Annotated in this window: 32 protein-coding genes and 1 pseudogene; all 33 read left to right on the top strand. The window is 51.2% G+C overall.

Features of this window, described 5'->3' with window-relative positions; genetic code table 11:
• Positions 1–269: 269 nt before the first annotated feature.
• The 33 genes and pseudogenes from AC4HCY_RS10125 (at position 270) to AC4HCY_RS09965 (ending at position 26,112) form a co-directional block, all read left to right on the top strand.
• On the top strand, positions 270–581 hold the full coding sequence (locus AC4HCY_RS10125) for a DNA ligase (RefSeq protein ID WP_491096023.1): 312 nt from the start codon (positions 270–272) through the stop codon (positions 579–581).
• The gene (locus tag AC4HCY_RS10120; protein WP_491096022.1) at positions 571–1,698 is read left to right on the top strand and encodes a DUF2800 domain-containing protein; all 1,128 of its coding nucleotides are present in this window, start codon (positions 571–573) and stop codon (positions 1,696–1,698) included. Before AC4HCY_RS10125 ends, AC4HCY_RS10120 begins: the two co-directional genes overlap by 11 nt.
• A 13-nt stretch (positions 1,699–1,711) precedes the next feature.
• Complete coding sequence (locus AC4HCY_RS10115) at positions 1,712–2,287, top strand: DUF2815 family protein (RefSeq protein WP_491096021.1); 576 nt, start codon at positions 1,712–1,714, stop codon at positions 2,285–2,287.
• 14 nt (positions 2,288–2,301) lie between these two features.
• Entirely contained in the window at positions 2,302–2,463 is a 162-nt protein-coding gene (locus AC4HCY_RS10110) for a hypothetical protein (RefSeq protein WP_491096020.1), read from the top strand.
• A gap of 58 nt (positions 2,464–2,521) precedes the next feature.
• Positions 2,522–4,462, top strand: coding sequence for a DNA polymerase (locus AC4HCY_RS10105; RefSeq protein WP_491096019.1), 1,941 nt, complete (start codon positions 2,522–2,524; stop codon positions 4,460–4,462).
• A gap of 82 nt (positions 4,463–4,544) precedes the next feature.
• Entirely contained in the window at positions 4,545–4,982 is a 438-nt protein-coding gene (locus tag AC4HCY_RS10100; protein ID WP_491096018.1) for a DUF7768 domain-containing protein, read from the top strand.
• Positions 4,966–5,289 carry a hypothetical protein gene (locus tag AC4HCY_RS10095; RefSeq protein WP_491096017.1) on the top strand — a complete coding sequence of 108 codons (324 nt, stop codon included), beginning with the start codon at positions 4,966–4,968 and terminating at the stop codon, positions 5,287–5,289. The genes AC4HCY_RS10100 and AC4HCY_RS10095 overlap by 17 nt, the downstream gene beginning before the upstream one ends.
• Positions 5,289–7,562 carry a phage/plasmid primase, P4 family gene (locus AC4HCY_RS10090; RefSeq protein WP_491096016.1) on the top strand — a complete coding sequence of 758 codons (2,274 nt, stop codon included), beginning with the start codon at positions 5,289–5,291 and terminating at the stop codon, positions 7,560–7,562. Before AC4HCY_RS10095 ends, AC4HCY_RS10090 begins: the two co-directional genes overlap by 1 nt.
• Before the next feature lie 125 nt (positions 7,563–7,687).
• The gene (locus AC4HCY_RS10085) at positions 7,688–7,969 is read left to right on the top strand and encodes a VRR-NUC domain-containing protein (RefSeq protein WP_491096015.1); all 282 of its coding nucleotides are present in this window, start codon (positions 7,688–7,690) and stop codon (positions 7,967–7,969) included.
• Positions 7,950–9,314 (top strand): SNF2-related protein, encoded by a 1,365-nt coding sequence (locus tag AC4HCY_RS10080; protein ID WP_491096014.1) that lies wholly within the window; start codon positions 7,950–7,952, stop codon positions 9,312–9,314. Before AC4HCY_RS10085 ends, AC4HCY_RS10080 begins: the two co-directional genes overlap by 20 nt.
• A 73-nt stretch (positions 9,315–9,387) precedes the next feature.
• Complete coding sequence (locus AC4HCY_RS10075; RefSeq protein WP_491096013.1) at positions 9,388–9,606, top strand: hypothetical protein; 219 nt, start codon at positions 9,388–9,390, stop codon at positions 9,604–9,606.
• Between the two features lies 1 nt (position 9,607).
• Positions 9,608–10,027 (top strand): DUF1492 domain-containing protein, encoded by a 420-nt coding sequence (locus AC4HCY_RS10070; protein ID WP_491096012.1) that lies wholly within the window; start codon positions 9,608–9,610, stop codon positions 10,025–10,027.
• Positions 10,028–10,141: 114 nt separating this feature from the next.
• Positions 10,142–10,510 carry an HNH endonuclease gene (locus tag AC4HCY_RS10065; RefSeq protein WP_491096011.1) on the top strand — a complete coding sequence of 123 codons (369 nt, stop codon included), beginning with the start codon at positions 10,142–10,144 and terminating at the stop codon, positions 10,508–10,510.
• Between the two features lie 96 nt (positions 10,511–10,606).
• Positions 10,607–11,167 (top strand): P27 family phage terminase small subunit, encoded by a 561-nt coding sequence (locus tag AC4HCY_RS10060; RefSeq protein ID WP_491096010.1) that lies wholly within the window; start codon positions 10,607–10,609, stop codon positions 11,165–11,167.
• Entirely contained in the window at positions 11,164–12,396 is a 1,233-nt protein-coding gene (locus AC4HCY_RS10055) for a site-specific DNA-methyltransferase (RefSeq protein WP_491096009.1), read from the top strand. The genes AC4HCY_RS10060 and AC4HCY_RS10055 overlap by 4 nt, the downstream gene beginning before the upstream one ends.
• Positions 12,397–12,584: 188 nt before the next feature.
• Complete coding sequence (locus tag AC4HCY_RS10050; protein WP_491096008.1) at positions 12,585–13,574, top strand: virulence protein; 990 nt, start codon at positions 12,585–12,587, stop codon at positions 13,572–13,574.
• On the top strand, positions 13,564–13,800 hold the full coding sequence (locus AC4HCY_RS10045) for a DUF4314 domain-containing protein (RefSeq protein ID WP_491096007.1): 237 nt from the start codon (positions 13,564–13,566) through the stop codon (positions 13,798–13,800). The genes AC4HCY_RS10050 and AC4HCY_RS10045 overlap by 11 nt, the downstream gene beginning before the upstream one ends.
• Positions 13,790–13,966, top strand: a complete 177-nt coding sequence (locus tag AC4HCY_RS10040) for a DUF5049 domain-containing protein (RefSeq protein ID WP_491096006.1) — start codon at positions 13,790–13,792, stop codon at positions 13,964–13,966. The genes AC4HCY_RS10045 and AC4HCY_RS10040 overlap by 11 nt, the downstream gene beginning before the upstream one ends.
• 122 nt (positions 13,967–14,088) lie before the next feature.
• Positions 14,089–14,268, top strand: a complete 180-nt coding sequence (locus AC4HCY_RS10035; protein WP_491096005.1) for a hypothetical protein — start codon at positions 14,089–14,091, stop codon at positions 14,266–14,268.
• 12 nt (positions 14,269–14,280) lie between these two features.
• Entirely contained in the window at positions 14,281–14,508 is a 228-nt protein-coding gene (locus AC4HCY_RS10030; RefSeq protein WP_491096004.1) for a DUF7678 domain-containing protein, read from the top strand.
• Between the two features lie 133 nt (positions 14,509–14,641).
• Positions 14,642–16,243, top strand: a complete 1,602-nt coding sequence (locus AC4HCY_RS10025; RefSeq protein ID WP_491096107.1) for a terminase large subunit — start codon at positions 14,642–14,644, stop codon at positions 16,241–16,243.
• A 16-nt stretch (positions 16,244–16,259) separates the two neighbouring features.
• The gene (locus tag AC4HCY_RS10020) at positions 16,260–17,519 is read left to right on the top strand and encodes a phage portal protein (protein ID WP_491096003.1); all 1,260 of its coding nucleotides are present in this window, start codon (positions 16,260–16,262) and stop codon (positions 17,517–17,519) included.
• Positions 17,516–18,238: a head maturation protease, ClpP-related gene (locus AC4HCY_RS10015; RefSeq protein WP_219938403.1), complete on the top strand. Its 723-nt coding sequence runs from the start codon at positions 17,516–17,518 to the stop codon at positions 18,236–18,238. The genes AC4HCY_RS10020 and AC4HCY_RS10015 overlap by 4 nt, the downstream gene beginning before the upstream one ends.
• Positions 18,239–18,258: 20 nt before the next feature.
• Positions 18,259–19,467, top strand: coding sequence for a phage major capsid protein (locus AC4HCY_RS10010; protein WP_491096002.1), 1,209 nt, complete (start codon positions 18,259–18,261; stop codon positions 19,465–19,467).
• A gap of 252 nt (positions 19,468–19,719) precedes the next feature.
• Positions 19,720–19,839, top strand: a pseudogene (locus AC4HCY_RS10005) (head fiber protein); the annotation flags it as partial.
• Positions 19,840–19,858: 19 nt separating this feature from the next.
• The gene (locus AC4HCY_RS10000) at positions 19,859–20,176 is read left to right on the top strand and encodes a head-tail connector protein (protein WP_491096001.1); all 318 of its coding nucleotides are present in this window, start codon (positions 19,859–19,861) and stop codon (positions 20,174–20,176) included.
• Between the two features lie 2 nt (positions 20,177–20,178).
• Positions 20,179–20,514: a head-tail adaptor protein gene (locus AC4HCY_RS09995; protein WP_491096000.1), complete on the top strand. Its 336-nt coding sequence runs from the start codon at positions 20,179–20,181 to the stop codon at positions 20,512–20,514.
• Positions 20,514–20,945 carry an HK97-gp10 family putative phage morphogenesis protein gene (locus AC4HCY_RS09990; RefSeq protein ID WP_491095999.1) on the top strand — a complete coding sequence of 144 codons (432 nt, stop codon included), beginning with the start codon at positions 20,514–20,516 and terminating at the stop codon, positions 20,943–20,945. The genes AC4HCY_RS09995 and AC4HCY_RS09990 overlap by 1 nt, the downstream gene beginning before the upstream one ends.
• The gene (locus AC4HCY_RS09985; RefSeq protein ID WP_491096106.1) at positions 20,942–21,283 is read left to right on the top strand and encodes a hypothetical protein; all 342 of its coding nucleotides are present in this window, start codon (positions 20,942–20,944) and stop codon (positions 21,281–21,283) included. The genes AC4HCY_RS09990 and AC4HCY_RS09985 overlap by 4 nt, the downstream gene beginning before the upstream one ends.
• 3 nt (positions 21,284–21,286) lie before the next feature.
• Entirely contained in the window at positions 21,287–21,877 is a 591-nt protein-coding gene (locus AC4HCY_RS09980) for a major tail protein (RefSeq protein ID WP_491095998.1), read from the top strand.
• 12 nt (positions 21,878–21,889) lie between these two features.
• Entirely contained in the window at positions 21,890–22,300 is a 411-nt protein-coding gene (locus AC4HCY_RS09975; RefSeq protein ID WP_491095997.1) for a hypothetical protein, read from the top strand.
• A gap of 202 nt (positions 22,301–22,502) precedes the next feature.
• Positions 22,503–25,247 carry a phage tail protein gene (locus tag AC4HCY_RS09970; RefSeq protein WP_491095996.1) on the top strand — a complete coding sequence of 915 codons (2,745 nt, stop codon included), beginning with the start codon at positions 22,503–22,505 and terminating at the stop codon, positions 25,245–25,247.
• Between the two features lie 13 nt (positions 25,248–25,260).
• A complete protein-coding gene (locus AC4HCY_RS09965; protein WP_491095995.1) occupies positions 25,261–26,112 on the top strand; it encodes a phage tail family protein in 852 nt (283 codons plus the stop codon).
• Position 26,113 lies beyond the last annotated feature (1 nt).

The following is a 26,113-nucleotide window of genomic DNA, read 5'->3' as shown; positions in this document are numbered from 1 at the left end:
TAAAACGGCCGGAGATATTTTTTTCAAAATATTTTCTTTACCTTCGTCAAAACGGTCTCCTCACCTCCAGTGGATAGTGGAAAGAGCAAAAACGACAACCGCTCCTTCCAAGGAGGTGAACGAGATGTACGGAACCGATACCCGAACCCGCGCTGTAGACGGGGAGCTTATTGAAGTTCTGACCGCAATTAGTGTCGTGTCCAAACGCCTGGCAAGAAAACTGACGATACTTGCCGATCAGAGTCAACACATGGAAGGAGGAAAAGCAGATGAGCAAAATGAGCGAAATGGCTGCGTCTATCGAAGAACTGCGCAACGCTGCTGCCGCTATTAACGACGTGGCAAACTGGCTGGCCGAGGCGTTCAGCGCTAATGAGCCGGCCGAAGAAGCTCCCGCATCAGAGCCGTTACTGACACTGGAAGAAGTAAGAGCTGTGCTCGCGGAAAAGTCCCGCAAGGGCCACACTGCCGAGATACGCTCACTGCTTCAGAAGTACGGCGCAGATAAGCTCTCGCAGCTTGACCCTGCCAACTACAAGGCGCTGCTTGTCGATGTGGAGGTACTGAACGATGCCACCTAAAGGACATGCAATTCTCTCCGCATCCAGCGCTGACCGCTGGCTCCATTGCCCGCCTTCCGCACGGCTTTGTGAAAGCTACGAGGACAAGGGTAGCGATTACGCCGCTGAAGGGACCGATGCCCACGCTCTTTGCGAGTACAAACTCCGCAAGGCGCTGGGGCTCCCAGCCGATGATCCGACCGAAAACCTGACATGGTTCAATGAGGAAATGAACGACTGCGCCACTGGTTATGCCGCTTATGTACTTGAACAGGTCGAAGCCGCTAAGCAGGTCTGTACCGATCCGGTGGTGCTCATCGAACAGCGCGTCGACTTTTCACGCTGGGTGGAGGGCGGATTCGGAACGGCGGATGCGTTAATTATCGCGGATGTCACCCTAAAAATCTGTGATTACAAGCATGGGCTTGGCGTGCTCGTCCGAGCAGAGGAAAATCCGCAGCTCATGTGCTACGCCCTCGGTGCGCTTGAACTCTTTGACAAGATCTACGACATCGAAACGGTCAGCATGACCATCTACCAACCACGCAGAGACAACGTCAGCACCTATGAAATATCCAAGGATAACCTGTACCGCTGGGCTGACGAAGTCCTAAAGCCCACCGCCGAGCTTGCTTTTGCTGGTGACGGCAACTTTCTCTGCGGCGAATGGTGCGGCTTCTGCAAGGCAAAGAATGACTGCCGTGCCCGCGCTGAAGCGAATCTTGCTCTGGCGCAGTATGAATTCAAGCTTCCGCCACTCCTCACAGATGAGGATATTGAGGAAATCCTCTCGAAGGTGGATGAGCTTGTCTCGTGGGCCTCGGACATCAAGGAATACGCCCTGCAGCAGGCAATCAGCGGCAAGGAATGGGCCGGCTGGAAGCTGGTCGAGGGCCGTTCCAACAGGAAATACGTTAACGACACGGTTGTCGCCGATGTCGTCAAGCACGCAGGCTTCGATCCGTATGAGCGCAAGGTGCTCGGTGTTACAGCCATGCAGAAACTGCTCGGAAAATCCCGCTTTGATGAACTCTTAAGTCCTTACATTGAAAAGCCGCAAGGTAAACCCACTCTTGTGCCGGAGAGCGATAAACGTCCGGTAATGTCAACGGCAGCAGCCGATTTTAATGAAAATTAAGGAGGACAATCATATGTCTAACAATACGAACAAGGTCAACAACCCCATGAAAGTTATCACCGGTCCCGATACCCGCTGGTCCTATGCAAACGTCTGGGAGCCTAAATCCATCAACGGCGGCACTCCGAAATACAGTGTCAGCCTCATTATCCCGAAGTCCGACACTAAGACCGTCGCCAAGCTAAAGGCTGCCATTGAAGCTGCCTATCGCGAAGGCGAGTCCAAGCTCAAGGGCAACGGCAAGACCGTGCCGCCTCTGGCTGCAATCAAAAACCCGCTTCGTGACGGCGACGTCGAGCGCCCTGATGATCCGGCTTATGCAAACGCTTACTTCATCAATGCCAACTCCACGACAGCACCCGGTATTGTAGATGCTGATCGCAACCCCGTTATCACCCGCTCCGAGGTGTACTCCGGAGTGTACGGCCGCGCCAGCATCAATTTCTATGCCTTCAACAGCAACGGCAACAAGGGTATTGCCTGCGGTCTGAATAACCTGCAGCTCATCCGCGCCGGCGAGCCTCTTGGCGGCAAGACAAGCGCAGAGAATGACTTCGCGTCCGACAACGACGCCGATTTCCTGTCCTGATGGAGGTGGCTGACATGTCTGAAATTCAAAGCATGATGCTTTCCGTGTGTTTCGGAGCCACTGTTGGTTACTTAATCGGAAACCTTGTGGGGATTATCATCTTCGCCGTAGGAGAGTTCAAAGAAAAGCGCCGCAAACGCCAGAAAGCCGAGGATACTTCCATCAAAACGGAGTAAACACGCGGCGGCAGGGACTCGCTCTCTGCCGCCCTTGTTTCCATGAAAGGACAATCCTATGAAAACACTCTCTATAGATATTGAAACCTACAGCAGCGCACCGCTCTCCAAATGCGGTGTTTATAAATATGTAGAAGCTCCTGACTTCGAGATTCTTCTGTTCGGCTTTAGCGCAGATTGTGGTCCTGTTCAGGTCATTGACCTTGCCTGCGGGGAGAAACTCCCGTATGAAATCACAACTGCGCTAACTGACGAGGCCGTAATGAAATGGGCATTCAATGCCAGTTTCGAACGTATCTGCCTCTCCCGCTTCCTTGGGCTTCCGACTGGTGAATATCTCGACCCATCTCAGTGGCGCTGCTCAATGGTATGGGCTGCAACGATGGGACTGCCGCTGTCGCTGGAAGGCGTAGGTGCAGTACTTGGACTTGAGAAGCAGAAACTCACCGAGGGCAAAGACCTCATCAAATATTTCTGCCAGCCTTGCACTCCGACAAAATCCAATGACGGCCGCACCCGTAATCGTCCGTATCATTCACCGGATAAATGGACCAACCTCAAGCGGTATAACGCCCGCGATGTGGAAACGGAAATGTCCGTTCAAGAAAAGCTCTCCAAATTCCCGGTACCGGATCGAGTATGGGATGAATACCACCTTGATCAGGAAATAAACGACCGTGGCGTCGCTCTGGATATGACGCTGGTCAAGCAAGCCATTGACATGGACAGCCGGTCCCGACTGCAGCTTACCACGGCAATGAAAGAACTTACAGATTTGGATAACCCGAACTCTGTGCAGCAGATGAAGCAATGGCTCGCTGATAACGGGTTGGAAACGGATACGCTCGGCAAGAAAGCTGTTGCAGAGTTTTTGAAAACCGCACCGGAGCCGCTCGGCAATGCGCTCTCCCTTCGACAGCAGCTTGCCAAATCGTCGGTACGGAAGTACCAGGCGATGGAAGCCGCCGTCTGTGCCGATGGTCGTGCTCGCGGTATGTTCCAGTTTTATGGTGCTAACCGAACCGGACGCTGGGCTGGCAGACTCATTCAAATGCAAAACCTGCCTCAAAATCATCTTCCCGATTTGGAGCAAGCCCATGCTCTTGTACGCTGCGGAGATTTCGATGCGCTGGAGCTTCTGTATGAAGATGTCTCGGACACGCTCTCTCAGCTTATCCGTACTGCATTCATTCCACGTACCGGCACGAAGCTCATCGTTTCTGATTTTTCGGCAATCGAAACCCGTGTTATCGCATGGCTGGCCGGCGAACAGTGGCGTCAAGATATCTTTGCCAAGGGCGGCGACATTTATTGCGCCAGCGCCAGCCAGATGTTCAAGGTTCCGGTTGAGAAACATGGCGTCAACGGCCACCTGCGTCAAAAAGGCAAAATCGCAGAATTAGCGCTCGGTTATGGCGGTTCTGTCGGTGCACTGAAAGCGATGGGCGCTCTGGAAATGGGACTAACCGAGGACGAGCTTCCTCTGCTGGTTGATGCGTGGAGGCAGGCTAACCCGAATATCGTGAAGTTTTGGTGGGATGTTGACCGGGCTGCGCTTGAGGCTGTCCGGAACAAGCACACCAACATCTCGCATGGCATTGTGTTCTCCTGTCAGAGCGGGATGCTCTTTATCACGCTGCCTTCCGGCCGGAGGCTTTCATATGTGAAGCCGCGCATCGGCGAGAACAAGTTCGGCGGACAGTGTATCACCTATGAAGGCGTCGGCAGCACAAAGAAATGGGAACGCCTCGATTCCTACGGTCCAAAATTCGTGGAAAACATTGTGCAGGCCACATCGCGCGACATTCTTAGCTATGCCATGCAGACACTGCGGAACTGCTCTATTGTCATGCACATACACGACGAAATCGTCATTGAAGCCGACCCGAGTGTGTCTCTTCAGGCAGTCTGCGAACAGATGGGCAGAACACCGCCGTGGGCGAAGGGACTTCTGCTCCGTGCTGATGGGTACGAAACAAATTTCTATAAAAAAGACTGATTATTTTCGTCAAAAGCGGGCTGTCACCTCCAGTGGTTAGTAAATACGGGCGATGACAGCCCGTCGAGAAAGGAGGCTCACGATGAGTATCGATATACGCAATAGCGAAGGTTATCCTGACCCAACCGCCTACGAAGCCTTGTTGCTAATCGAGAAAGAGGAACGCGCACTCCGCGCATTCCGGCCAATTGTTTATATCTGTTCTCCCTATGCGGGAGACATCGAAAAGAATGTAAAAGCAGCGCGGGATTATTGCCGTTTCGCTGTGGACAAGGGGTTCATCCCGGTCGCACCACATCTGCTTTTCCCGCAGTTCATGGACGACACCGACCCGAAGGAGCGTGAACTGGGATTATTCTTTGGAAATGCCCTTATGAGCAAATGCTCCGAAGTGTGGGTGTTCGGCAGCGTAATCTCTCCCGGCATGCAGGCAGAAATAAAAAGAGCCAGGTGGAAAAACTACCGCCTGCGTTGCTTCACAGAAGATTTTGAGGAGGTACAAGATGTTTGCAATCACTGAAGGTATACGCCGCATCGGCGGCATAGAAGTTCCTACTTATAAGCGTGAAATCATAAGCGCCAATGTTCTTGAAGTCGAAGCCGGCACGAACGGGTATCAGGGCGGCGATACAGGACATGGCAGCCGTACCTATTTCCGCATTGAAAATGAAGGCGGCACAGATATTCAGGTCTGCCCACTTGGCCGTTATGGTGATGAAGGTTTCGAAGTTACCCTAGGCGGCGACTGTGAGCTCGAAACGATCATCACTGCGCTCAAATTCATCACCAAGGTTCTGGAGGATGGTGCAAAGGAGGTACACGACTGATGTTCACTCTGTATAGTGCCGATATCATCGGTAACCCAAGCAACTGCTCGTATCCCAATAAAACTGAGGTCACGGATGTGGACAGCTTGCGGGCGGCAGTTTGCCACGATTACGTCTGTGCGGAGTACAAAAACAACTACCGAAGCGGCGACAACTTTCTCGGTGCGGATTGCCTACCAGTCGACTGTGACAACGACCATTCAGAGGACCCTGCCGATTGGGTCCTACCAGCTGACGTCGCTGCCGCTTTCCCAGATGCCTGCTTTGCAGTTCATTACAGTCGTTATAACATGCGCGAAAAAAATGGAAAGCCCGCTCGGCCGAAGTTCCATATTCTTTTCCCAATCACACACATGACCGATGCGGTCGCTTACAGCGACATGAAGAAGCTGGTCAACTCCATCTTTCCGTACTTCGATAACAAGGCGCTGGATTCGGCACGTTTCTTCTTCGGCACCACTAATGTCGAGGTTGAGCTCTTTCCTGGCAGCATGAATCTGACCGAGTTTCTGGAGAACGACGACTTTGACGCGGATATAGCTGGTGGCTATGGGGCCAGTCTGGTAATCCCAGAAGGCAGCCGCAATGCCACCATGTCACGCTTTGCCGGTCGGGTCATCAAGAAATATGGCGACAGCGCGGAGGCATACCAATGCTTCCTTGATGAAGCTACTAAATGCACGCCGCCTTTGGAAGACTCTGAGCTTTCAACCATCTGGCACAGTGCCCAGCGATTTTACGCCAGAGTACAACAGCAGGACGGTTATGTTCCACCGGAGGTCTATAACGACGATACATCGTATAAACCTGAAGATTTCTCCGACGTTGGGCAGGCCGAGGTGTTGGCGAAACACTTCTCCGGCGAGCTGCGCTATTCCCCGGCGACACATTTTATCCGTTACACAGAGCATTACTGGAAAGAAACCGAGCCCGGTGCGCAGGCGGTCGCCCATGAGCTTACCCGCCGCCAACTCGAAGAAGCGACGAAAGACCTGCTGACCGCTGCCAAGAAGCTGACCGACTGTGGCGCACAGAGCATTCTCGATACGACATCAAAGGCGAAAGCTGAATCTTTGTTCAATGACACGCAGTCCGAAGCCTATGCTGAATTTCTCGCGGCTAAAGCATACCAGTCCTTCGCAATTCGCCGCCGCGACTCCAAGAACATCTCAGCGACGCTGAAAGAATCACGCCCGATGTTGGAGATCTCCCCGCGTGATCTTGACGCAGACTGTTTTCTTCTCTGCACACCGGAATCTACCTACGATCTCCGTAAAGGTGTAGCAGGTGCACGGGAACACTCGCCAGCTGACTATATCACCAAAATAACCTCAGTTTCTCCAAGCAATAAAGGTGAGCAGCTTTGGCATGACAGCCTTGACCTCATATTCTGCAAAGATCAGGAGCTCATCAATTATGTTCAGATGATTTGCGGCCTTGCCGCTATAGGCAAGGTCTATGTTGAGGCGCTGATCATCGCCTATGGCTGCGGGCGCAACGGCAAGTCTACCTTCTGGAATGCAGTCTCCCGTGTGCTGGGCCTATACAGCGGCAACATCTCCGCTGACACTTTGACGGTTGGCTGTCGCCGCAACATCAAGCCAGAACTGGCCGAGGTCAAGGGCAAGCGACTGTTAATCGCAGCTGAGATGCAGGAAGGTGCTCGGCTCAACGATTCCACTGTCAAGCAGCTGTGCTCCACCGATGATGTTTTCGCAGAGAAAAAGTACAAGGACCCGTTCAGCTTCACGCCCTGCCATACGCTGGTCCTCTACACCAATCACCTGCCGAAGGTCAGCGCTTCCGACGACGGTATCTGGCGCAGGCTAATCGTGATTCCGTTCAATGCAAAGATTGAAGGCTCCGACGATATCAAGAACTACGGCGAGTACCTCTACAACAACGCCGGAGAGAGCATTCTGTCGTGGATCATTGAAGGCGCACAGAAGGTTATCGAGCTGGATTACAATATTCCCGTTCCGGCATGCGTGCAGAAAGCAATTGATGAATATCGGGCGCAGAACGATTGGTTTGGCCATTTTCTCGACGACAAATGTGAGCTTGATCCCAGTTTCCGTGAAAGCTCCGGTGCATTGTATCAGGCGTATCGAAATTACAGCATTGACACAAACGAATATGTCCGCAGCACCGCAGATTTTTACTTTGCACTTGAAAAGGCCGGATTTGTGCGAATTGTCCGTGATGGCAGACGACTTTTTACCGGGCTTCGGCTCAAAACCGATAACGGAGATTTTGAGAACTTTCTACAGTAAAAGAGATAATCAGGTGACCTCGACGAAGGTCTATTACAAAAATTTTCTTAGGAGTATAAAAAACTCAATAAGAAAAAGTTCAGTAAATGACATACGCCGAGGTCACTTGTAAGGAGAAAACGATTATGAGAGAAAAAGAAATCGAGCAAAAATTCGTCCTGATGGTAAAGCAGGCGGGCGGTCTGGCTCTGAAGTTCATATCACCTGGCATGAGCGGCATGCCGGACCGCATTGTTCTTTTACCGGGTGGCCGCATGGCTTTCGTGGAAGTCAAGGCTCCCGGCAAGGTATCGCGCCCTTTGCAAGAAGCCAGACACCGGATTCTGCGAAAACTGGGCTTTAAGGTTTACGTGTTGGACAACGCCGATCAGATTGGAGGGATTCTTGATGAAATACGAGCCACATAACTACCAGATCTATGCCATCAATTACATCGAGACGCACCCCATTTCGGCAGTCCTACTGGATATGGGCCTTGGCAAGACAAGCATTACACTTACTGCTATCCTAAACCTGTTGTTTGACAGCTTCGTGGCCCATCGCGTTCTGGTTATCGCGCCGCTGCGTGTGGCACGCGATACATGGCCGTCCGAAATTCAGAAATGGGACCACTTGTCGCTGTTGACTTATTCCATAGCGGTTGGAACCGAAGCTGAACGCAAAGCTGCGCTCCTAAAGCAGACGGACATCTGCATTATCAACCGGGAGAATGTCCAGTGGCTCATAGAGGACAGCGGTGTACCCTTTGACTTCGATACTGTGGTTGTCGACGAGCTGTCTTCCTTCAAAAGCTATCAGGCAAAACGCTTCCGAGCACTGATGAAAGTTCGCCCTCATATCCGCCGCATTTTAGGGCTAACCGGTACCCCGTCTGCGAACGGCCTCATGGATTTGTGGGCTGAATACAGGCTTCTGGACATGGGCCAGCGTCTTGGCCGCTTCATCGGACAATACCGCACCAACTACTTCATGCCGGATAAGCGGAACGGCCAGATTATATACTCCTACAAACCGCTGCCCGGTGCTGAGAAGGCCATCTACACCAAGATTGCGGATATTACCATCAGCATGAAATCCACCGACCACCTGCAGATGCCGGAACTCGTCAGCAGCGAATATGAGGTGCAGCTTTCCGAGGAAGAACAGGAACACTACAACAATTTGAAGGACGATCTCGTACTGCAGCTCCCGGATGGCGATATCACCGTTGCCAATGCTGCCGCCCTGTCAAATAAGCTCTCGCAGATGGCCAACGGCGCTGTCTATGACGATGTTGGCGGAATAGTCCATATTCACGACCGCAAGCTGGACGCGCTGGAGGATTTAATTGAGGCAGCGAACGGCAAGCCAGTGCTTGTAGCTTACTGGTTCAAGCACGATCTCAAAAGAATCTCCGAGCGATTGCAAAAACTCCACATTCCTTTTTCCAAACTTGACACACCGGAGAGCATCCGCAGATGGAACGCTGGCGAGCTGCTTGTAGCACTAGTACACCCCGCCTCTGCCGGACATGGTCTTAACCTGCAGAGCGGAGGCTCTACCATCATCTGGTTCGGGCTGACCTGGTCTCTTGAGCTTTACCAACAGACCAACGCCCGTCTGTGGAGGCAGGGTCAAACTGCAGATACTGTTGTAGTGCAGCATATCATCACGAAGGGCACCATAGACAGCCGGATATTGAAGGCACTTTCCGCCAAGGATCGCACACAAACAGCCCTGATTGATGCCGTAAAGGCCGATTTGAAAATCTGATGACAATAAGGGACTTCGTCCCTGAGACAATCCGTGCCAATCCGAGGGAAATAAAAATTCGGAGGTACAGATTATGAATACACCCTATGAAAACTTGGCAAACGCTATCATCTTGAGGGCCGTTGAGGATTATCGGGAGGCTCTTGGCACTCTTCGATACAGTCCACATGATAAGGATGCGTTCATCAGCAAAGATGAAATTGAGCGGTTCTTCCGTTCGGGCTGGTTTGGACTTCTGACAAGTATTGACCCTGAAATGCTTATGAACAGGCTCCGTAAAGAGGTGGCGTAATATGAGGGCAAGAGAATATCTCTCACAAGCCTATCGCCTTGATCAGCGCATAAACTCTAAACTGGAGCAGGTGCAATCGCTGAACGAGCTGGCTACAAAAGCGACATCAACTCTCACAGGTATGCCGCGTAATCCGAACCGTGCTACTTCCACGATGGCAGACGCTGTTGCAAAGATTGTTGACTTACAGGCGGAAATCAACCGTGACATAGACCGCCTTGTTGACCTTAAGCGAGACATTGTTGCACTGGTGAAATCCGTTGACAACACGGAATTTCAAACCCTTCTGGAAAAACGCTACCTTTGCTACATGAGTTGGGAGCAGATTGCTGTCGATATGAACTACAGCATCCACCATCTATACAAATTACACACTGGCGCATTAGATACTTGTGATGCAATTCTCCATCGTGATACCTGATGATACCACATGATACCTGTTCCTTATGATAGTATTATAATGCGGAAGTAAAATGTTGTAAGCCTTGTGGGAGCAATCCCGCAGGGCTTTTCTTATACCCAAGGAGGTGAACCAATGCCATATAAACCAAAACGTCCTTGTGCCTACCCCGGCTGCGGTCGGCTCGCTGCACGTGAGCAATACTGTGCCGAGCATCAGAAGGTCATGGATAAACAGTACAACCAGTACGAGCGTGACCCCAAGTCCAATAAGCGCTACGGCAGAAGCTGGAAACGAATCCGTGACCGCTACATCAAGGCGCACCCTCTCTGCGAGGAATGCCAAAAGCAAGGTAAGCTGACACCCGCAGAGGAAGTCCACCACATCCTTCCACTCTCCAAAGGCGGCAGCAATGAGAAGAGCAATCTCATGGCCCTTTGTAAATCCTGTCACTCTCGAATGACTGTCGAGAGCGGTGACCGGTGGGGGCGGTCAAATCTCTAAAACTTTTTTAAACGGACAGCGGCGTGGGGCTTCGTGTTGAAAAACACAGTTTCAAACGGGGGAATAGCCCCAACCCCGCTAAGTGAGGTGATATTTTTGGCAAAAGACGGTACTAATCGTGGCGGTGCTCGTATCGGCGCGGGCGCAAAAAAGAAGCCATTAGCCGACAAAATAGCCGAAGGCAATCCAAGCGGCAGAAAACTGACCGTGATGGAATTTCAGGATACAGCAGATCTCAAAGGACTTGAAATGCCTGAGCCAAATAAAATGCTTGAAGCAGTACAGAAGGACGGCAAAACACTCGTCGCAAGCGAGATATATAAATCCACATGGACGTGGCTAAACGAGCGAGGTTGTGCGGTGCTTGTTTCTCCGCAGCTTCTTGAACGCTACGCCATGAGCGTGGCTCGATGGATTCAATGCGAGGAAGCAGTTACTGAATACGGCTTTTTAGCAAAGCACCCTACAACAGGCAATGCGATTCAAAGTCCGTATGTGGCGATGGGCCAGAACTATATGAATCAGACAAACCGCCTATGGATGGAGATTTTTCAGATCGTCAAGGAAAACTGCACCGGCGAGTACAGCGGTGCGAATCCGCAGGACGATGTGATGGAACGTTTACTTAACGCTCGGAAAGGTGGCAAAAAGCCATGATAATTGAAAAAATACAAACTGCGCGGCTCATCCCCGCTGACTATAATCCACGTAAAGACCTAAAGCCCGGCGATATGGAATATGAAAAGTTGAAACGTTCGCTTGAGGAATTTGGGTATGTTGAACCCGTTATATGGAACAAGACCACGTCACATGTCGTTGGTGGACACCAGAGGCTGAAGGTACTACTCGACATGGGTATTACCGAAGTCGAGTGTGTGGTGGTCGAGATGGATACTGAAAAGGAAAAAGCGCTAAATATTGCACTCAATAAAATCAGCGGGGACTGGGATAAAGACAAGCTGGCTTTGCTTATTGCAGATTTGCAGGGTACAGATTTTGATGTATCGCTCACGGGTTTTGATCCTGTTGAAATCGATGACCTTTTCAAGGATTCACTTAAGGACGGCATTAAAGACGATGACTTTGATGTTGATGCAGTACTGAAAAAGCCAGCCATTACAAAGCTCGGTGATGTATGGACGCTAGGTCGGCATCGGCTGGCCTGCGGCGATTCAACCAAGGCTGACACCTTCACCAATCTGATGGACGGAAAGCTCGCGAACCTCGTGGTAACTGACCCACCGTACAACGTCAACTACGAAGGTACGGCCGGCAAGATCAAAAACGATAATATGGGTGACGAAGCATTCTATGACTTTCTGCTGGCGGCATTTACGAACACCGAGGCAGTAATGGCACAGGACGCTTCTATTTATGTATTCCACGCTGACACCGAAGGTTTGAATTTCCGCAAGGCATTCGCGGATGCAGGCTTTCAACTTTCCGGGTGCTGTATCTGGAAAAAGCCGTCTTTGGTACTGGGACGCTCTCCTTATCAGTGGCAGCACGAGCCTGTGCTGTTCGGCTGGAAGAAAAAAGGCAAGCACAACTGGTACGCCGACCGCAAGCAGACCACTATCTGGGAGTTCGATAAACCAAAGAAAAACGCCGATCACCCTACCATGAAGCCGGTTGCACTTGTGGCCTATCCTATTTTGAACAGTAGCCTAACAAACTGCATCGTGCTCGACCCCTTCGGCGGCAGCGGGTCTACCCTCATCGCCTGTGAGCAGTCCGACAGAATTTGCTTCACTATAGAACTTGATGAAAAATACTGCGACGTCATTGTAAAACGGTATATTGAACAGGTTGGTAGCGCTGATGCCGTTTCCGTTGTTCGTAATGGTGTCACGATGAAATATGCGGATATAGCTGTTGATGAGTAAACATCTGCTCAGATCATTTTTCGACGACAAGGATACTATTTGTTTTATCTACACAAGAAACCACCAAATAATCGGTACAGTATTCTATACAGAAATCGCATAAAACCGTTGCTATATAAGCGATTCAGAGTGATTAATGTATGTACCGAAGCCGGATGAATTCGGCTCAAAGAAAGGCGGTTTGAAAAATGAAACTCAACTACAATGTAACAGGCAGCAAACGCAAATCACTGATTGGAGCAATCAGTACAGCGCTCGATGCTCCGACTAACTACCTCGGTGCGCCTACCTTTGCCTACGAGGTCGGAAAATATCACATCGATAAGGCAGGAGTGCTTACGGGTCCCGATAACCTCGAACTTGAAGACGCACTCCACCAACAGGGCTTTGTTGCAGACGGCGAAAGCCGCCTCTACGATGAACCCGACACCTACGAGAGCGGACTTGGCGGCATGGGTGCGATGGATGAGTTTTCGGATATCGACCACAACCCCGGACGGTATGTCAATCTAAACTCAACCATTACCGAAACCATGCAAAGACAGATAGATGAGGTGAGTGCCTTTGAAGACCTAAGGATGGATGGTCGTGAAGAACTGGGACTTGGACATACCCGGCGCGAAGACGTCCAAGGCGAAAACGGTATGCAGGCAAGCGATGTCCCCAAACTATATGAGGACATCGGACTGGTTATTGAAATGCCGCGCTCCTCCTTCACCGACACCGCTCTGGAAAACCTCAAGCGGCTGATCAAAAGTAAAGGCAGCCTTATCAAAAAGGCGCTCGGTGTGAAAATTCTTGAACTTGAAACAGCAGATGACAAGGTTAGATTTCCGTGGTTTGAGGATGGCACCGACCCTGATGCAGTCAAGGCATACACACATTTTGTGACTGCCCTCTGCGAGATGGCAAGGTTGCAAAAACGTGTCTCCGCAAAGGAAAAGGATATCGATAACGACAAATATACTTTTCGCTGCTTTCTCCTGCGGCTTGGATTCATCGGCGACGAGTACAAAGCCGAACGAAAGCTCCTGCTCCGCAACCTTACTGGCAGCGCTGCTTTCAAGAGCGGTCAAAAGAAAGGCTTCTCGCAGGAAGACCTTGAGAGAGTAAAATCCAACCCAGCTGTACGCGCCGAAATTATGACCATTTTAGGAGGAAACGACGATGAGCAATAATTTTCCATCAAGAGAATCTGTTGAGCGTATCCGCAAACAGTACCCGGTTGGCTGCCGTGTGGAACTCCTACGCATGGACGATCCTCAAGCGCCGCCAATCGGCACAAAAGGCACTGTTCGGTATGTCGATGACATCGGCAGCCTGGGTGTTGCGTGGGACAACGGCAGTACGCTTCAAGTAGTTTATGGCGAGGACATTTGCCGGAGGTGTGACGATGACAGATAAAGTATGTAAGCAGATTCTGGCTATCCGCGACACAGGGCTGACGAATATGTTCGATGTCAGCACAGTTCAGCGCATCGCAAACGACATGGGTTTCTACGAGCTGGTAGTGTATCTCGAAGAAAACCGCAAGGAATATGCCCAGTTCATCCAAACTGGCGAAGCATAATAGTCACGTTTTTCGGCTCAAATATTTGGTACTTTTATGCCGGTATATTTATCTGAATTGTCTTGCTATTGTGTGCTTTTAGAGCGAATATACACATACAAAAACGAAAGGAGCACACCACCATGACCGAAAAACAAATTAAGCAAATTGAAAGCCAACTGCCGCAGGGCGAGAAAATCGACAGAATGTACACCGCCTTTGAGGGCGGCATCCGAGTGATTACCAAAAACGCTGACGGCTACGAAATCCGCTACAACGTGAGCTTTGACGCCGACGGCAACGCCAGTATCAAGAAATTTTAGGAGGACGTAGCCATGTGGAAAGAAGGAAGCCTGAAGATACACGACAGTGTTTTTCACTACTGGATGAAGCAATACGACGAGGGTTCAGAGTTCGGCATTGAAGGCGGCAGAATCAGCAAACTGACGCTCAAACGTAACGGCGAGGTTGTTTGCAACTACGACAGAGGCTGGGATGTTGAACCCGCCGACCCGGATACGCAGCTTGCCCTTGAGCTCCTCCTTCACAGCGAAAACCACTAAACTCGCTCCAACAAAATAGCCGAGGTTCAGCCCTGCATGGGGCTGTATCTCGTACAGATAATTCTTGAAGGCTTGCACTTGCAAACGTTGCATTTGGCAGGTCTATTTTTATGCTCGGAAGGAGGTGGTCAGCATACAGAAGCTTAAGAAATACAAACCGACACGATTTAAATCTACAGATTCGATTTACGACAAAGCCGCCGCCGATTATGCTGTTGCTTTTATCGAAGCTCTCTCACATACCAAAGGTACGTGGGCCGGTAAACCTTTTGAGCTTATCGACTGGCAGGAACAGATTATTCGTGACATCTTTGGAACACTCAAGCCCAATGGCTACCGACAATTCAACACCGCATATGTGGAAATTCCGAAGAAGATGGGTAAATCAGAGCTTGCTGCTGCTGTGGCACTCCTGCTCACTTGTGGCGACGGAGAGGAACGCGCCGAGGTCTACGGCTGCGCTGCAGACCGAAATCAGGCGTCCATCGTGTTCAATGTGGCGGCAGATATGGTACGAATGTGTCCGGCACTCTCCAAACGCGTCAAAATACTTGATGCAACGAAACGGCTTATCTATCAACCGACCGGGAGCATCTACCAGGTGCTGTCCGCCGATGTTGGCAACAAGCATGGTTTTAACACCCACGGCGTCGTTTTTGACGAGCTGCATACACAGCCGAACCGAAAGCTATTCGATGTCATGACCAAGGGCAGCGGTGATGCGAGAATGCAGCCGCTGTATTTTTTAATCACCACCGCCGGAGACAACCAGAACAGCATCTGCTGGGAGGTGCATCAGAAGGCGCTGGATATCATCGATGGCCGCAAGACTGACCCAACCTTCTACCCGGTCATCTACGGTGCAGCACCAGAGGATGATTGGTCAGACCCTAAGGTATGGAAAAAAGCAAATCCATCCCTCGGCATTACGGTGAGTATGGATAAGGTCAAAGCTGCTTTTGAATCTGCAAGACAGAATCCCGCCGAGGAGAATAGCTTTCGCCAGCTTCGTTTGAACCAGTGGGTCAAACAGGCTGTACGCTGGATGCCTATGGATAAATGGGATGCCTGCGCTTTTACGGTTGACCCGGAAGCCTTACGAGGCCGCGTCTGCTATGGCGGTCTTGATCTTTCCTCTTCCACCGATATCACTGCTTTTGTGCTGGTTTTCCCGCCAATGGACGAGGATGACAAGTATGCCGTACTTCCGTTCTTCTGGATACCGGAAGACAACATCGATTTGCGTGTGCGCAGAGACCATGTGAATTATGATGTGTGGAAAAAACAAGGCCATTTGCAAACCACAGAAGGTAATGTTGTCCATTATGGATACATTGAAAAGTTCATTGAGCAACTTGGCGAGAAATACAACATTCGTGAAATAGCCTTTGACCGCTGGGGCGCTGTGCAGATGGTACAGAACCTTGAGAGCATGGGTTTCACAGTTGCTCCGTTCGGTCAGGGCTTCAAGGATATGAGCCCTCCCACAAAAGAACTAATGAAACTAACTCTTGAACAGAAACTTGCCCACAGCGGCCATCCTGTTCTTCGCTGGATGATGGATAACATATATATCCGCACCGATCCGGCAGGCAACATCAAAGCGGACAAAGAAAAATCCACAGAGAAGATCGATGGTGCAGTCGCCACCATAATGGCACTGGACCGGGCAATACGGTGCGGCAATGTTACGAGCGAAAGCGTGTATGACACACGCGGACTGCTCGTTTTTTGATTGGAGGTTAATGCCTATGAGCATCTTTCAGGGAATATTCAAAGCCCGAGATAAGCCTAAAGACACCATTGGCGGCAATCGATACAACTTCTTTTTCGGCAGTACGAGCTCGGGAAAGCCGGTCAACGAACATACTGCCATGCAGATGACGGCGGTCTATTCCTGCGTGAGGATATTGTCCGAAACGCTGGCGGGTCTGCCGCTACATGTATATAAGTACAACGACAGCGGTGGTAAAGAGAAATATCTGAAACACCCGTTATATAAACTGCTCCACGACGAGCCGAACCCGGAGATGACTTCATTTGCGTTCCGAGAAACTCTGATGAGTCATCTTTTATTATGGGGCAATGCCTATGCGCAGATTATACGCAACGCCAAGGGTGAGGTCATTTCCCTCTATCCGCTGATGCCGAACAAGATGACAGTCGACCGTGATGCAAACGGCCAGCTTTTCTATTTATATCAGCGCAGCTTGGAGGACGGACCCTCACTCGGAAAAGACAATCAAGTCTACCTCGCCCCTACCGATGTCCTGCATATTCCGGGCTTGGGCTTTGATGGGCTTGTCGGTTACTCACCAATTGCTATGGCAAAGAACGCAGTGGGTTTGGCTATCGCCACAGAGGAATACGGAGCGAAGTTTTTCGCAAACGGTGCCGCACCGGGCGGTGTGCTTGAACATCCCGGCACGATTAAGGACCCGCAGAAGGTCAAGGAATCCTGGAATGCCGCCTACCAAGGTTCAGCAAATTCACACAGGGTGGCCGTGCTTGAGGAAGGCATGAAGTATCAGCCCATTGGGATTTCACCTGAACAGGCGCAGTTTCTGGAAACACGGAAGTTTCAGATCAATGAGATTGCACGTATTTTCAGAGTGCCTCCGCATATGCTCGCCGATCTTGAAAAGTCGTCCTTCAGCAACATCGAGCAGCAGAGCCTTGAGTTTGTGAAATACACGCTCGACCCGTGGGTGGTGCGCTGGGAGCAGTCCATGTGCCGCGCCCTGCTTTCCGACAGCGAAAAACCTACAGTATTTATCAAGTTCAACGTTGACGGACTTCTGCGCGGCGACTACGCAAGCCGCATGAGCGGTTATGCAACTGCAAGACAAAACGGATGGATGAGCGCGAACGATATCCGTGAACTTGAAAACCTCGACCGCATCCCTGCTGAACTTGGCGGCGATCTTTACCTCATCAACGGTGCGATGACCAAATTACAGGACGCGGGTGCGTTCGCAAATTCAAAAGGAATGGAGGAAACAACCAAATGAAGAAATTCTGGAACTGGGCACGGGATGAAGATTCCGGTGTCAGAACACTCTATCTGGACGGCACAATTGCCGAAGAGTCATGGTTCGACGACGATGTCACCCCGAAAGCATTTAAAGCAGATCTTAATGCTGGAGAGGGTGACATTGTTATTTGGATCAACTCTCCCGGTGGGGACTGTATCGCTGCGAGTCAGATCTATACCATGCTCATGGATTACAAGGGCAAAGTCACTGTAAAAATCGATGGTATTGCAGCGTCGGCAGCAAGCGTTATCGCAATGGCGGGAACTGAGGTGCTGATGGCCCCAACAGCCCTCATGATGGTGCATAACCCGCTTACCATCGCAATCGGCGACAGCGAAGAAATGCAGAAAGCCATCGCCATGCTGGACGAAGTCAAAGAAAGCATCATCAATGCCTATGAAATCAAAACCGGACAGTCCCGGGCGAAGCTCTCTCACCTTATGGATGCTGAAACCTGGCTAAATGCCAACAAAGCAATTGAATTAGGCTTTGCCGACGGCATTCTGGAAGATGAGAAAAAGCGGATTCAGCCGGACGACATCACCTATGCTTTCAGTCGTCGAGCAGTAACAAACTCGCTGCTTAACAAGGTCAAACCCAAGATACCCAAACAGAACAAAGGAACACCCGTTGATGTCGCCAAAGCCACTCCTGCAGATTGGCTTGAGAAGCGGCTCTCTTTAATTTCCCACTAAATTTTATGGAGGTAATATCAATGAACAAAATTCTTGAACTGCGCGAAAAGCGCGCCAAGGCATGGGAAGCCGCTAAGGCTTTTCTCGATACCAAGCGCGGTACTGACGGCCTGGTTTCCGCCGAAGACACCGCAACCTACGAGAAAATGGAAGCCGACGTGGTTGCTCTCGGAAAGGAGATCGACCGTCTGGAAAAGCAGGAGGCTTTAGACCGTGAGCTTTCAAAGCCGCTCAACACACCCCTCACGGGCAAACCGACCGTTCTCGGAATGGAAGTAAAAACAGGCAGAGCATCTGATGAGTACAGGAAAGCATTCTGGAACGCCATGCGTACCCGCGCCGGTGAGGGTCTTGACCCTATCGTGAAAAATGCTCTGCAGATCGGCACCGATTCTGAAGGCGGATACCTTGTCCCGGACGAGTTCGAACGTACGCTTGTAGAGGCTCTTGATGAGGAGAACCTCTTCCGCAGACTGGCTAAGGTCGTTACAACTTCCTCCGGGGATCGAAAAATTCCGGTCGTGGCTTCAAAGGGTACAGCCTCCTGGATTGATGAGGAGGGCGCTATCCTCGACAGTGACGACAGCTTCGGTCAGGTTTCCATCGGTGCTTACAAGCTGGGAACGATGATCAAGGTTTCCGAGGAGCTGCTGAACGACAGTGTATTTCCGCTTGAATCCTATATTTCTCGGGAGTTCGCAAGGCGTATCGGCAGTAAGGAAGAGGAAGCCTTCTTCACGGGAGACGGCTCCGGTAAACCGACCGGCATCCTTGCTGCTACCGGTGGTGCGCAGATCGGCGTAACCACGGCGGGAGCTACCGCTATCACCATTGAAGAGGTGCTTGACCTGTTCTATTCGCTGAAAGCACCTTATAGAAACAAAGCGGTGTTCGTCATGAACGATGCCACTGTAAAGGCGATCCGCAAGCTGAAGGACGGCAACGGTCAGTATCTCTGGCAGCCCTCTCTGCAGGCCGGTACTCCTGATACCATTTTGAACCGTCCGCTGTATACCTCGGCATATGTACCCGCAATTGCCGCAGGCGCAAAGAGCATCGTGTTCGGCGATTTCAGTTATTACTGGGTAGCCGACCGCCAGGGACGTGTGTTTAAGAGACTCAATGAGCTCTACGCTGCAACCGGTCAGGTAGGCTTTGTTGCCACGCAGCGTGTTGACGGCAAACTCATTCTGCCGGAGGCTATCAAGGTACTCCAGCAGAAGGCTTAAAGGAGGTGCGGTATGAGTTATAACACGAAAAACTACACCGAACAGGGCGGCGAGAAAACCGTAATCGGCGGAACGCTTGAAATTAAGGAGGGAGCCTCGGTAACGGGGCTTACCTCCACTGCTGCGCCCGCTTCAGCAACCGCTCTCGGTGGTGTGAAAGCAGCTGCAAAGGAGGAAACCGACACTGTACCCGTCAAAATTGGTGAAGACGGAATCCTCTATGTTCCAACATATCCAGTCGTACCCGAGATACCTGCGGCTGCAAATCAGGCGGACAGCACTGCCACTGATGCCACTGGTCTGGTCGCTGACTTCAATGCTCTTCTCGCCAAGCTGAAAGCGGCGGGTCTGATGGTCCCCGACGAAGAATGACCGAAGGGAGGCGGATGGCATGACGGCAAATAACCTTCTCCCCAAAGTCAAAGCACACCTCATTTTGTCACACGACGAGGACGACAGCCTGCTGCTCAGTTATATTGCCGCCGCTGTCTCCTATGCCGAAAGCTACCAGCATTTTTCCAAGGGATATTACGAGGAAACTCCCATGCCGCCTACCACAGAGCAAGCCGTCATTATGCTGTCGTCCTTCTTTTTCGAAAGCCGGGACGGCAGTACAGCCGGCTTTTTTGCGGATAGCGTGCAGGCCGGCCAGCAGGTGTGGGATACGGTCAATCTGCTTCTTCGACTTGACCGGGATTGGAAGGTGTGACAATGAGCTACGGAAAAATGAATACATCCATTGATATCATCTCCAGTGCCCCGGTTAAGGATGCGGACGGATTTGTTGCCAAGGGCGACCATATTGTTGCTTCGATCCGCGCATATAAAGAAGATCGCCACGGCAACGAGCGGTGGGCAAATATGGCGGCATTTAGCGAAGCGACGGCCCTTTTCCGCTTCCGGAAGATACCCGATGTAGCAATCACTACCTCGTTGTTTATCATTTGTGGCGACGAGCGTTACCGCATTGTCAGCGTCGAGGATGTTCGCAGGCGCGGAATGTACATTGAGGTGCTCGCGGAAAAACAGGAAGGAACGGTGAGGTAATGGCAAAAGCTCAAATTAAGATGCCCGTGGATTATATGCTTAAGGTTTCGCAGCTTGCCGAGAAAACAGATACGATTATCCCCAAGGTGCTGGAGGCGGGCGGAAATGTCGTTCTCGACAAAGTGAAAGAAAACCTATCCGCCGTAGTCGGCAGCAGCACAAAGGAAAAAAGCCGTTCTACAGGCGAACTGGAACGTTCCCTCGGACTTTCTCCAGCCATGCAGAATCGGGACGGTAACTGGGATGTGAAGGTCGGGTTTTCTGAACCGAGGAGTGACGGCGGCTCCAACGCTAAAATTGCCAACATCCTCGAATACGGCAAATACGGTCAGCCGCCTAAGCCTTTTTTGAAACCAGCAAGGTCGCAGAGCAAAAACGCCTGTATTGAAACCATGAAGGCAAAGCTTCAGGAGGAGGTCGACGGATTATAAGCATTTTAACAGAATTGAATACGTTGCTTTCTCCTGTCCTGCCTGTGGAGACGGGAGTTTTCTCCGGCGTTCCTCCCGATGAATACCTCGTGTTAACACCAATGACAGACGAATTTGCACTGTTTGGGGATAACACCCCGTTATTTGATATATCCGAGGTGCGGATTTCACTGTTTTCCAAAAGCAACTATCTACAAAGGAAAAAGCAGATAACATCGCTGCTTCTGGCAGCTGAATTTACGATTACCGACCGCCGGTATATTGGCCATGAGGACGATACCGGCTACCACCATTACGCCATTGATGTGGCAAAACATTGTGAATTGAAGGAGGATTAAGATATGGCGACAATCGGTCTTGACAAACTGTACTATTCAAAAATCACCGAGGATTCCAACGGTGAAGAAACCTACTCCACACCTCTCGTGCTCGCCAAAGCCATCACCGCCGAACTTTCGGTGGAACTGGTGGAAGCTATACTGTACGCCGACGACGGTGCAGCTGAGGTAGTGAAAGACTTCAACAGCGGTACGCTCACACTCGGCGTTGACGACATTGGCCCTACGGCAGCGGCAGATCTGACCGGCGCGTCCACAGACGACAACGGCGTGCTTATCTCAGCAAGCGAAAATGTGGGGACACCTGTTGCGGTAGGATTCCGTGCGCAGAAGGCTAACGGAACATACCGCTATTTCTGGCTTTACCGTGTGAAATTCGGCCTGCCCGCGACAAATCTGCAAACCAAGGCGGATTCCATCACTTTCTCCACGCCTACTATCGAAGGAACGGTCATGCGCCGGAACAAGCTGGACACCTTTGGCAAACACCCATGGAAAGCCGAGGTCACCGAAGGCGACGCCGGAGTATCTTCCGCCACAATCACCGGCTGGTTTACCGAAGTTTACGAACCGGTCTACACACCGGCACCATAAGGAGGACGCAGAATGGATAATGTCATTTTTACAGATTCGGCCGAAAGAAGCGCTGCTATCAATATTGGCGGCAAGGAGTATGAACTGGTACTGACCACCCGCGCGACCAAGGCGATAGCAGGCCGATACGGCGGACTTGAAAATCTCGGTGAAAAGCTGATGAAGTCAGAAAATTTTGAGATGGCGCTGGATGAGATTGTATGGCTTTTAACCCTTCTTGCCAACCAGTCAATCCTGATTCACAATCTTAAAAACAAGGACGGCATTCAGGAACTTCTAACGGAAGATGAGGTTGAGCTTCTTACCTCGCCCCTCGATCTGGCAGCATACAAAAACGCCATCACGGAAGCCATGTTCCGGGGCACCAAGCGCAACGTGGAAAGCGAAGAGGAAAATCTCTCAAAAAACGCGGAAGTCGGGTAACAGACGCAGAGGTCTTTACCCGGCTTTTTTATTACGGAACAGTGCAGATGGGTATGGGCGCGGAGGACTTCTGGCTCATGCCCATCGGTCTGTTTCTGGACCTATGGGCATGCCATAAACAGTTTATAGGCATTGAGAAGCCAAAGAAAACCCGGACAATTGACGATATCATTCCGCCGGGCATTTAGGGAGGTGAGTATGTATGGCAGATAATTTCGGTTTAAAAATCGGTGTCGAAGGCGAGCGTGAGTTCAAAAAAGCGCTCTCGGATATCAACCAGAGCTTTAAGGTTCTTGGTTCGGAAATGCAGCTGGTCACCAGTCAGTTTGATAAAAACGACAAGTCTGTGCAAGCGCTCACCTCCCGGAATGAGGTTCTAAACAAGGAAATCGACGCCCAGAAAGAAAAAATATCCACGCTGAAAGCTGCGTTGGATAATGCCGCGTCCTCCTTCGGAGAAAACGACAAGCGCACGCAGAACTGGCAGATTCAGCTGAACAAGGCGCAGGCTGAACTCAACGGTATGGAGGGCGAACTCGCGAATAACGAGAAGTCTCTCCGGGATGTTAATCGCGGTTATAACGATGCTGGACAGAAAGTCGATGAATTCGGAAACATTGTCGAAGAGTCAACCACCGATGTGGAGAAATCCTCCGATAAACTTGAAAAACTTGGCTCGGTACTCAAAGGCATCGGAGTTGCGATGGGAGCTGCGTTTGCAGCAGTAGGTACGGCTGCAGTTGGAGCGGCCAAGGCCCTGACGGATATGACCGTTGGCGCATCGCAGTATGCAGACGATATTATCACCATGTCTACCGTCACCGGCATGAGCACCGAATCACTCCAGGCGTATCAGTACGCAGCCGAACTGGTAGACACCTCGATGGAAACCCTGACGGGCAGCATGGCCCGGAATGTCCGTTCCATGACCTCCGCCAGAGATGGTACCGGTGCAGCTTCTAAAGCATACAAAGCGCTGGGCATCTCCGTCACCGACGCCAGCGGCAACCTCCGCGATTCGGAGACAGTATATTGGGAAGCCATTGATGCATTGGGAAACGTGTCCAACGAGACTGAACGGGATGCCCTTGCCATGCAGCTTTTCGGCAAATCGGCTCGGGAATTGAATCCTTTGATCGCACAGGGGTCGGAGGGAATCCAGCAGCTGACTGAAGAAGCCAAGTCGATGGGTGCCGTTATGAGCCAGGAATCGCTGGAGGCCCTCGCCAAGTTCGACGATTCCATGCAGCGGCTCAAGTCCGGCGGCGAAGCAGCCAAGAACGCCCTCGGCATGGTGCTCCTGCCACAACTGCAGATTCTCGCTGACGACGGCGTGAGCCTGCTGGGTGATTTCACCCGGGGTCTGAATGAGGCCAATGGTGACTGGACGAAGATCAGCGAGGTAATCGGCAATACAGTGGGTGGTCTGGTAAACATGATCATGGAGCAGCTCCCGCAGATTATCGAGCTGGCAATGAGCATCGTATCCAGCATCGGCGGGGCTATCGTGGACAATCTCCCCATGTTGGTAGACGCAGCGTCGCAGATTGTCATGACCCTGCTTCAAGGGCTGATTTCTGCTTTACCCGGTATCACGGAGGGCGCTCTCCAGCTTGTTCTGGCATTAGTGAACGGCATCATCGCCAATCTTCCCGCCATCGTGGAAGCGGCGGTGCAAATGATCGCTACGTTGGTCAACGGCATCGCGCAAGCGCTACCCGAACTTATCCCGGCCGCCGTGTCTGCCGTAACCCAGATCGTGACGGCCCTCATCGAAAGCCTGCCTCTGCTCCTTGACGCGGCACTTCAGCTGGTGCTCGGTCTGGCGAAGGGCATCGTCGATGCGATCCCGGTGCTGATCGAGGCTCTGCCAGCCGTCATAGACGCGCTGATCCAATTTGTCACCGACGCTATTCCTCAGATCGTCGCGGTCATTCCTGAGATCGTTCAGGCACTGGTCACTGTGATCACTGAGAACATTCCCCAAATCGTGCAGGCGGGTGTTACTCTTTTCGTTTCTCTTATTCAGGCTCTCCCCACTATCATCACGCAGATATTGGAAGCCGTCCCACAAATTATCGACGGAATCGTTGGAGCAGTGTTGGATGCTCTACCACAGATTGTGCAAGCGGGCATCGAGCTTTTAACATCTCTTGTGGATGCTTTACCGGAGATCATCGATGCAATCGTGAAGGCAATCCCTGAGATAATCGATAGTATTCTTGTCGCTGTGTTTGAGGCGATTCCTTTGATTGTTGATGCAGGCATAAAGCTGCTGGTGGCACTGATACATAACCTCCCCAAAATCATTACTACGATTGTAGCGGCTATACCTAAAATCATCACTTCACTTGTGAGCGCCATTATCGGTAACATTGACAAGATCATTCTTGCAGGAGTCCAGCTGTTGGTTGCTTTGGTAACCAACCTGCCGACGATTATCGAAGAAGTCGTCAAGGCTATCCCTCAGATCATCGTGGCTATCGTTAAGGCAATTGTGCAGAGCATACCCGAGTTGGCCAAGGCAGGACTTGAACTAATCAAGGGATTGTGGAAAGGAATCAACGATGCGGCCGCATGGCTGTGGGAGAAGATATCTGGCTTCTTTGGGGATGTGATGAGCAAGATCAAGAAATTCTTCGGCATCAATTCTCCATCCACTCTATTTGCCGGGCTCGGTGAGAATATGGGCCTCGGCATCGGTGTGGGTTTTGAGCGGGCTATGGGGCGCGTCGGTGAGGATATGAAGAACGCTATTCCCACTGACTTCGATGTGGATGCCGGATTGAACTTGTCCGGTTCCCTTACCCGGGACGCCAGAGGTCTAAGCGCAGCCGGCACCACAATCAACCAGAGTATTTCCGTGGTAACGCCCAAGGCGCTGTCCGAAAAGGAGCTGGCGCGGGAATTCAAGAATCTCTCGCGCAAGCTGGCACTGGAATATTAAAGGAGGGACGGCTATGGAACTAACTTATATCAATGCAAGCGGCAAAAGCATTACGCTAAAACAAGGCCGCCCATATTTCCTTACAAAGATAGACGGCATAGGCGATATACGCCAGACCGTCAACACTTTCAAAGCGCCGGACCAGGACGGTGCTTTTTACATCTCCTCTACGTTGGATATGCGCAATATTACGCTGGAAGGCACAGTTATAGCGGACACGCCTGATGAAGCCTATACGCTAAGGCACCGCTTTCTTCAAATCTTCAGCCCTAAGGTTAGTGGAACGCTTCTGTACCGAGAGCGGCAAATTGCATGTGTCGTAGAAGAAGCAGGCTTTACGATTTCCACGCGGCAGCGGATACCCAGCTTTTTCGTCAGCCTGCTCTGCCCGTCGCCTTTCTTTGAGACGCAGGATGAAGTGCGTGAAGAACTGGCATCCTGGATACCGATGTTCGAATTTGAATTGGAGCTACCCGAAAGCGGCATGGAATTTGGAATGCGCCAGCCCAGTCAGATTATCACGGTAGACAATATTGGCGACGTTTCTTGCGGTTGTGAGATTATTTTTCAAGCTTTGGGAACGGTGACGAATCCTGAACTGCTGAACATGGACACTGGGGAGTACATCCGTCTCCTTACGACGATGAGTGCAGGAGACGAGCTGCGTGTATATACCCATTTCGCAGGCAAGCGTGTCGTTAGCGTCAACGGCACAACAGTAACAAACGCTTTCTCACTTTTAGATACCGGTTCTGCGTTCTTTCAGCTCGCCGCCGGGGTTAATACTCTGCGTTACGACGCTTCAGTCAATATGGAGTTACTGGAGGTCAGCATATATTACCGTCCGCAGTTTTTGGGGGTGTGAG

This window comes from Lutispora sp. QWL-02 (assembly GCF_058315355.1).
Note: the sequence above shows the minus strand (reverse complement) of the source record. Positions and strands in the feature narration are given on the sequence as shown.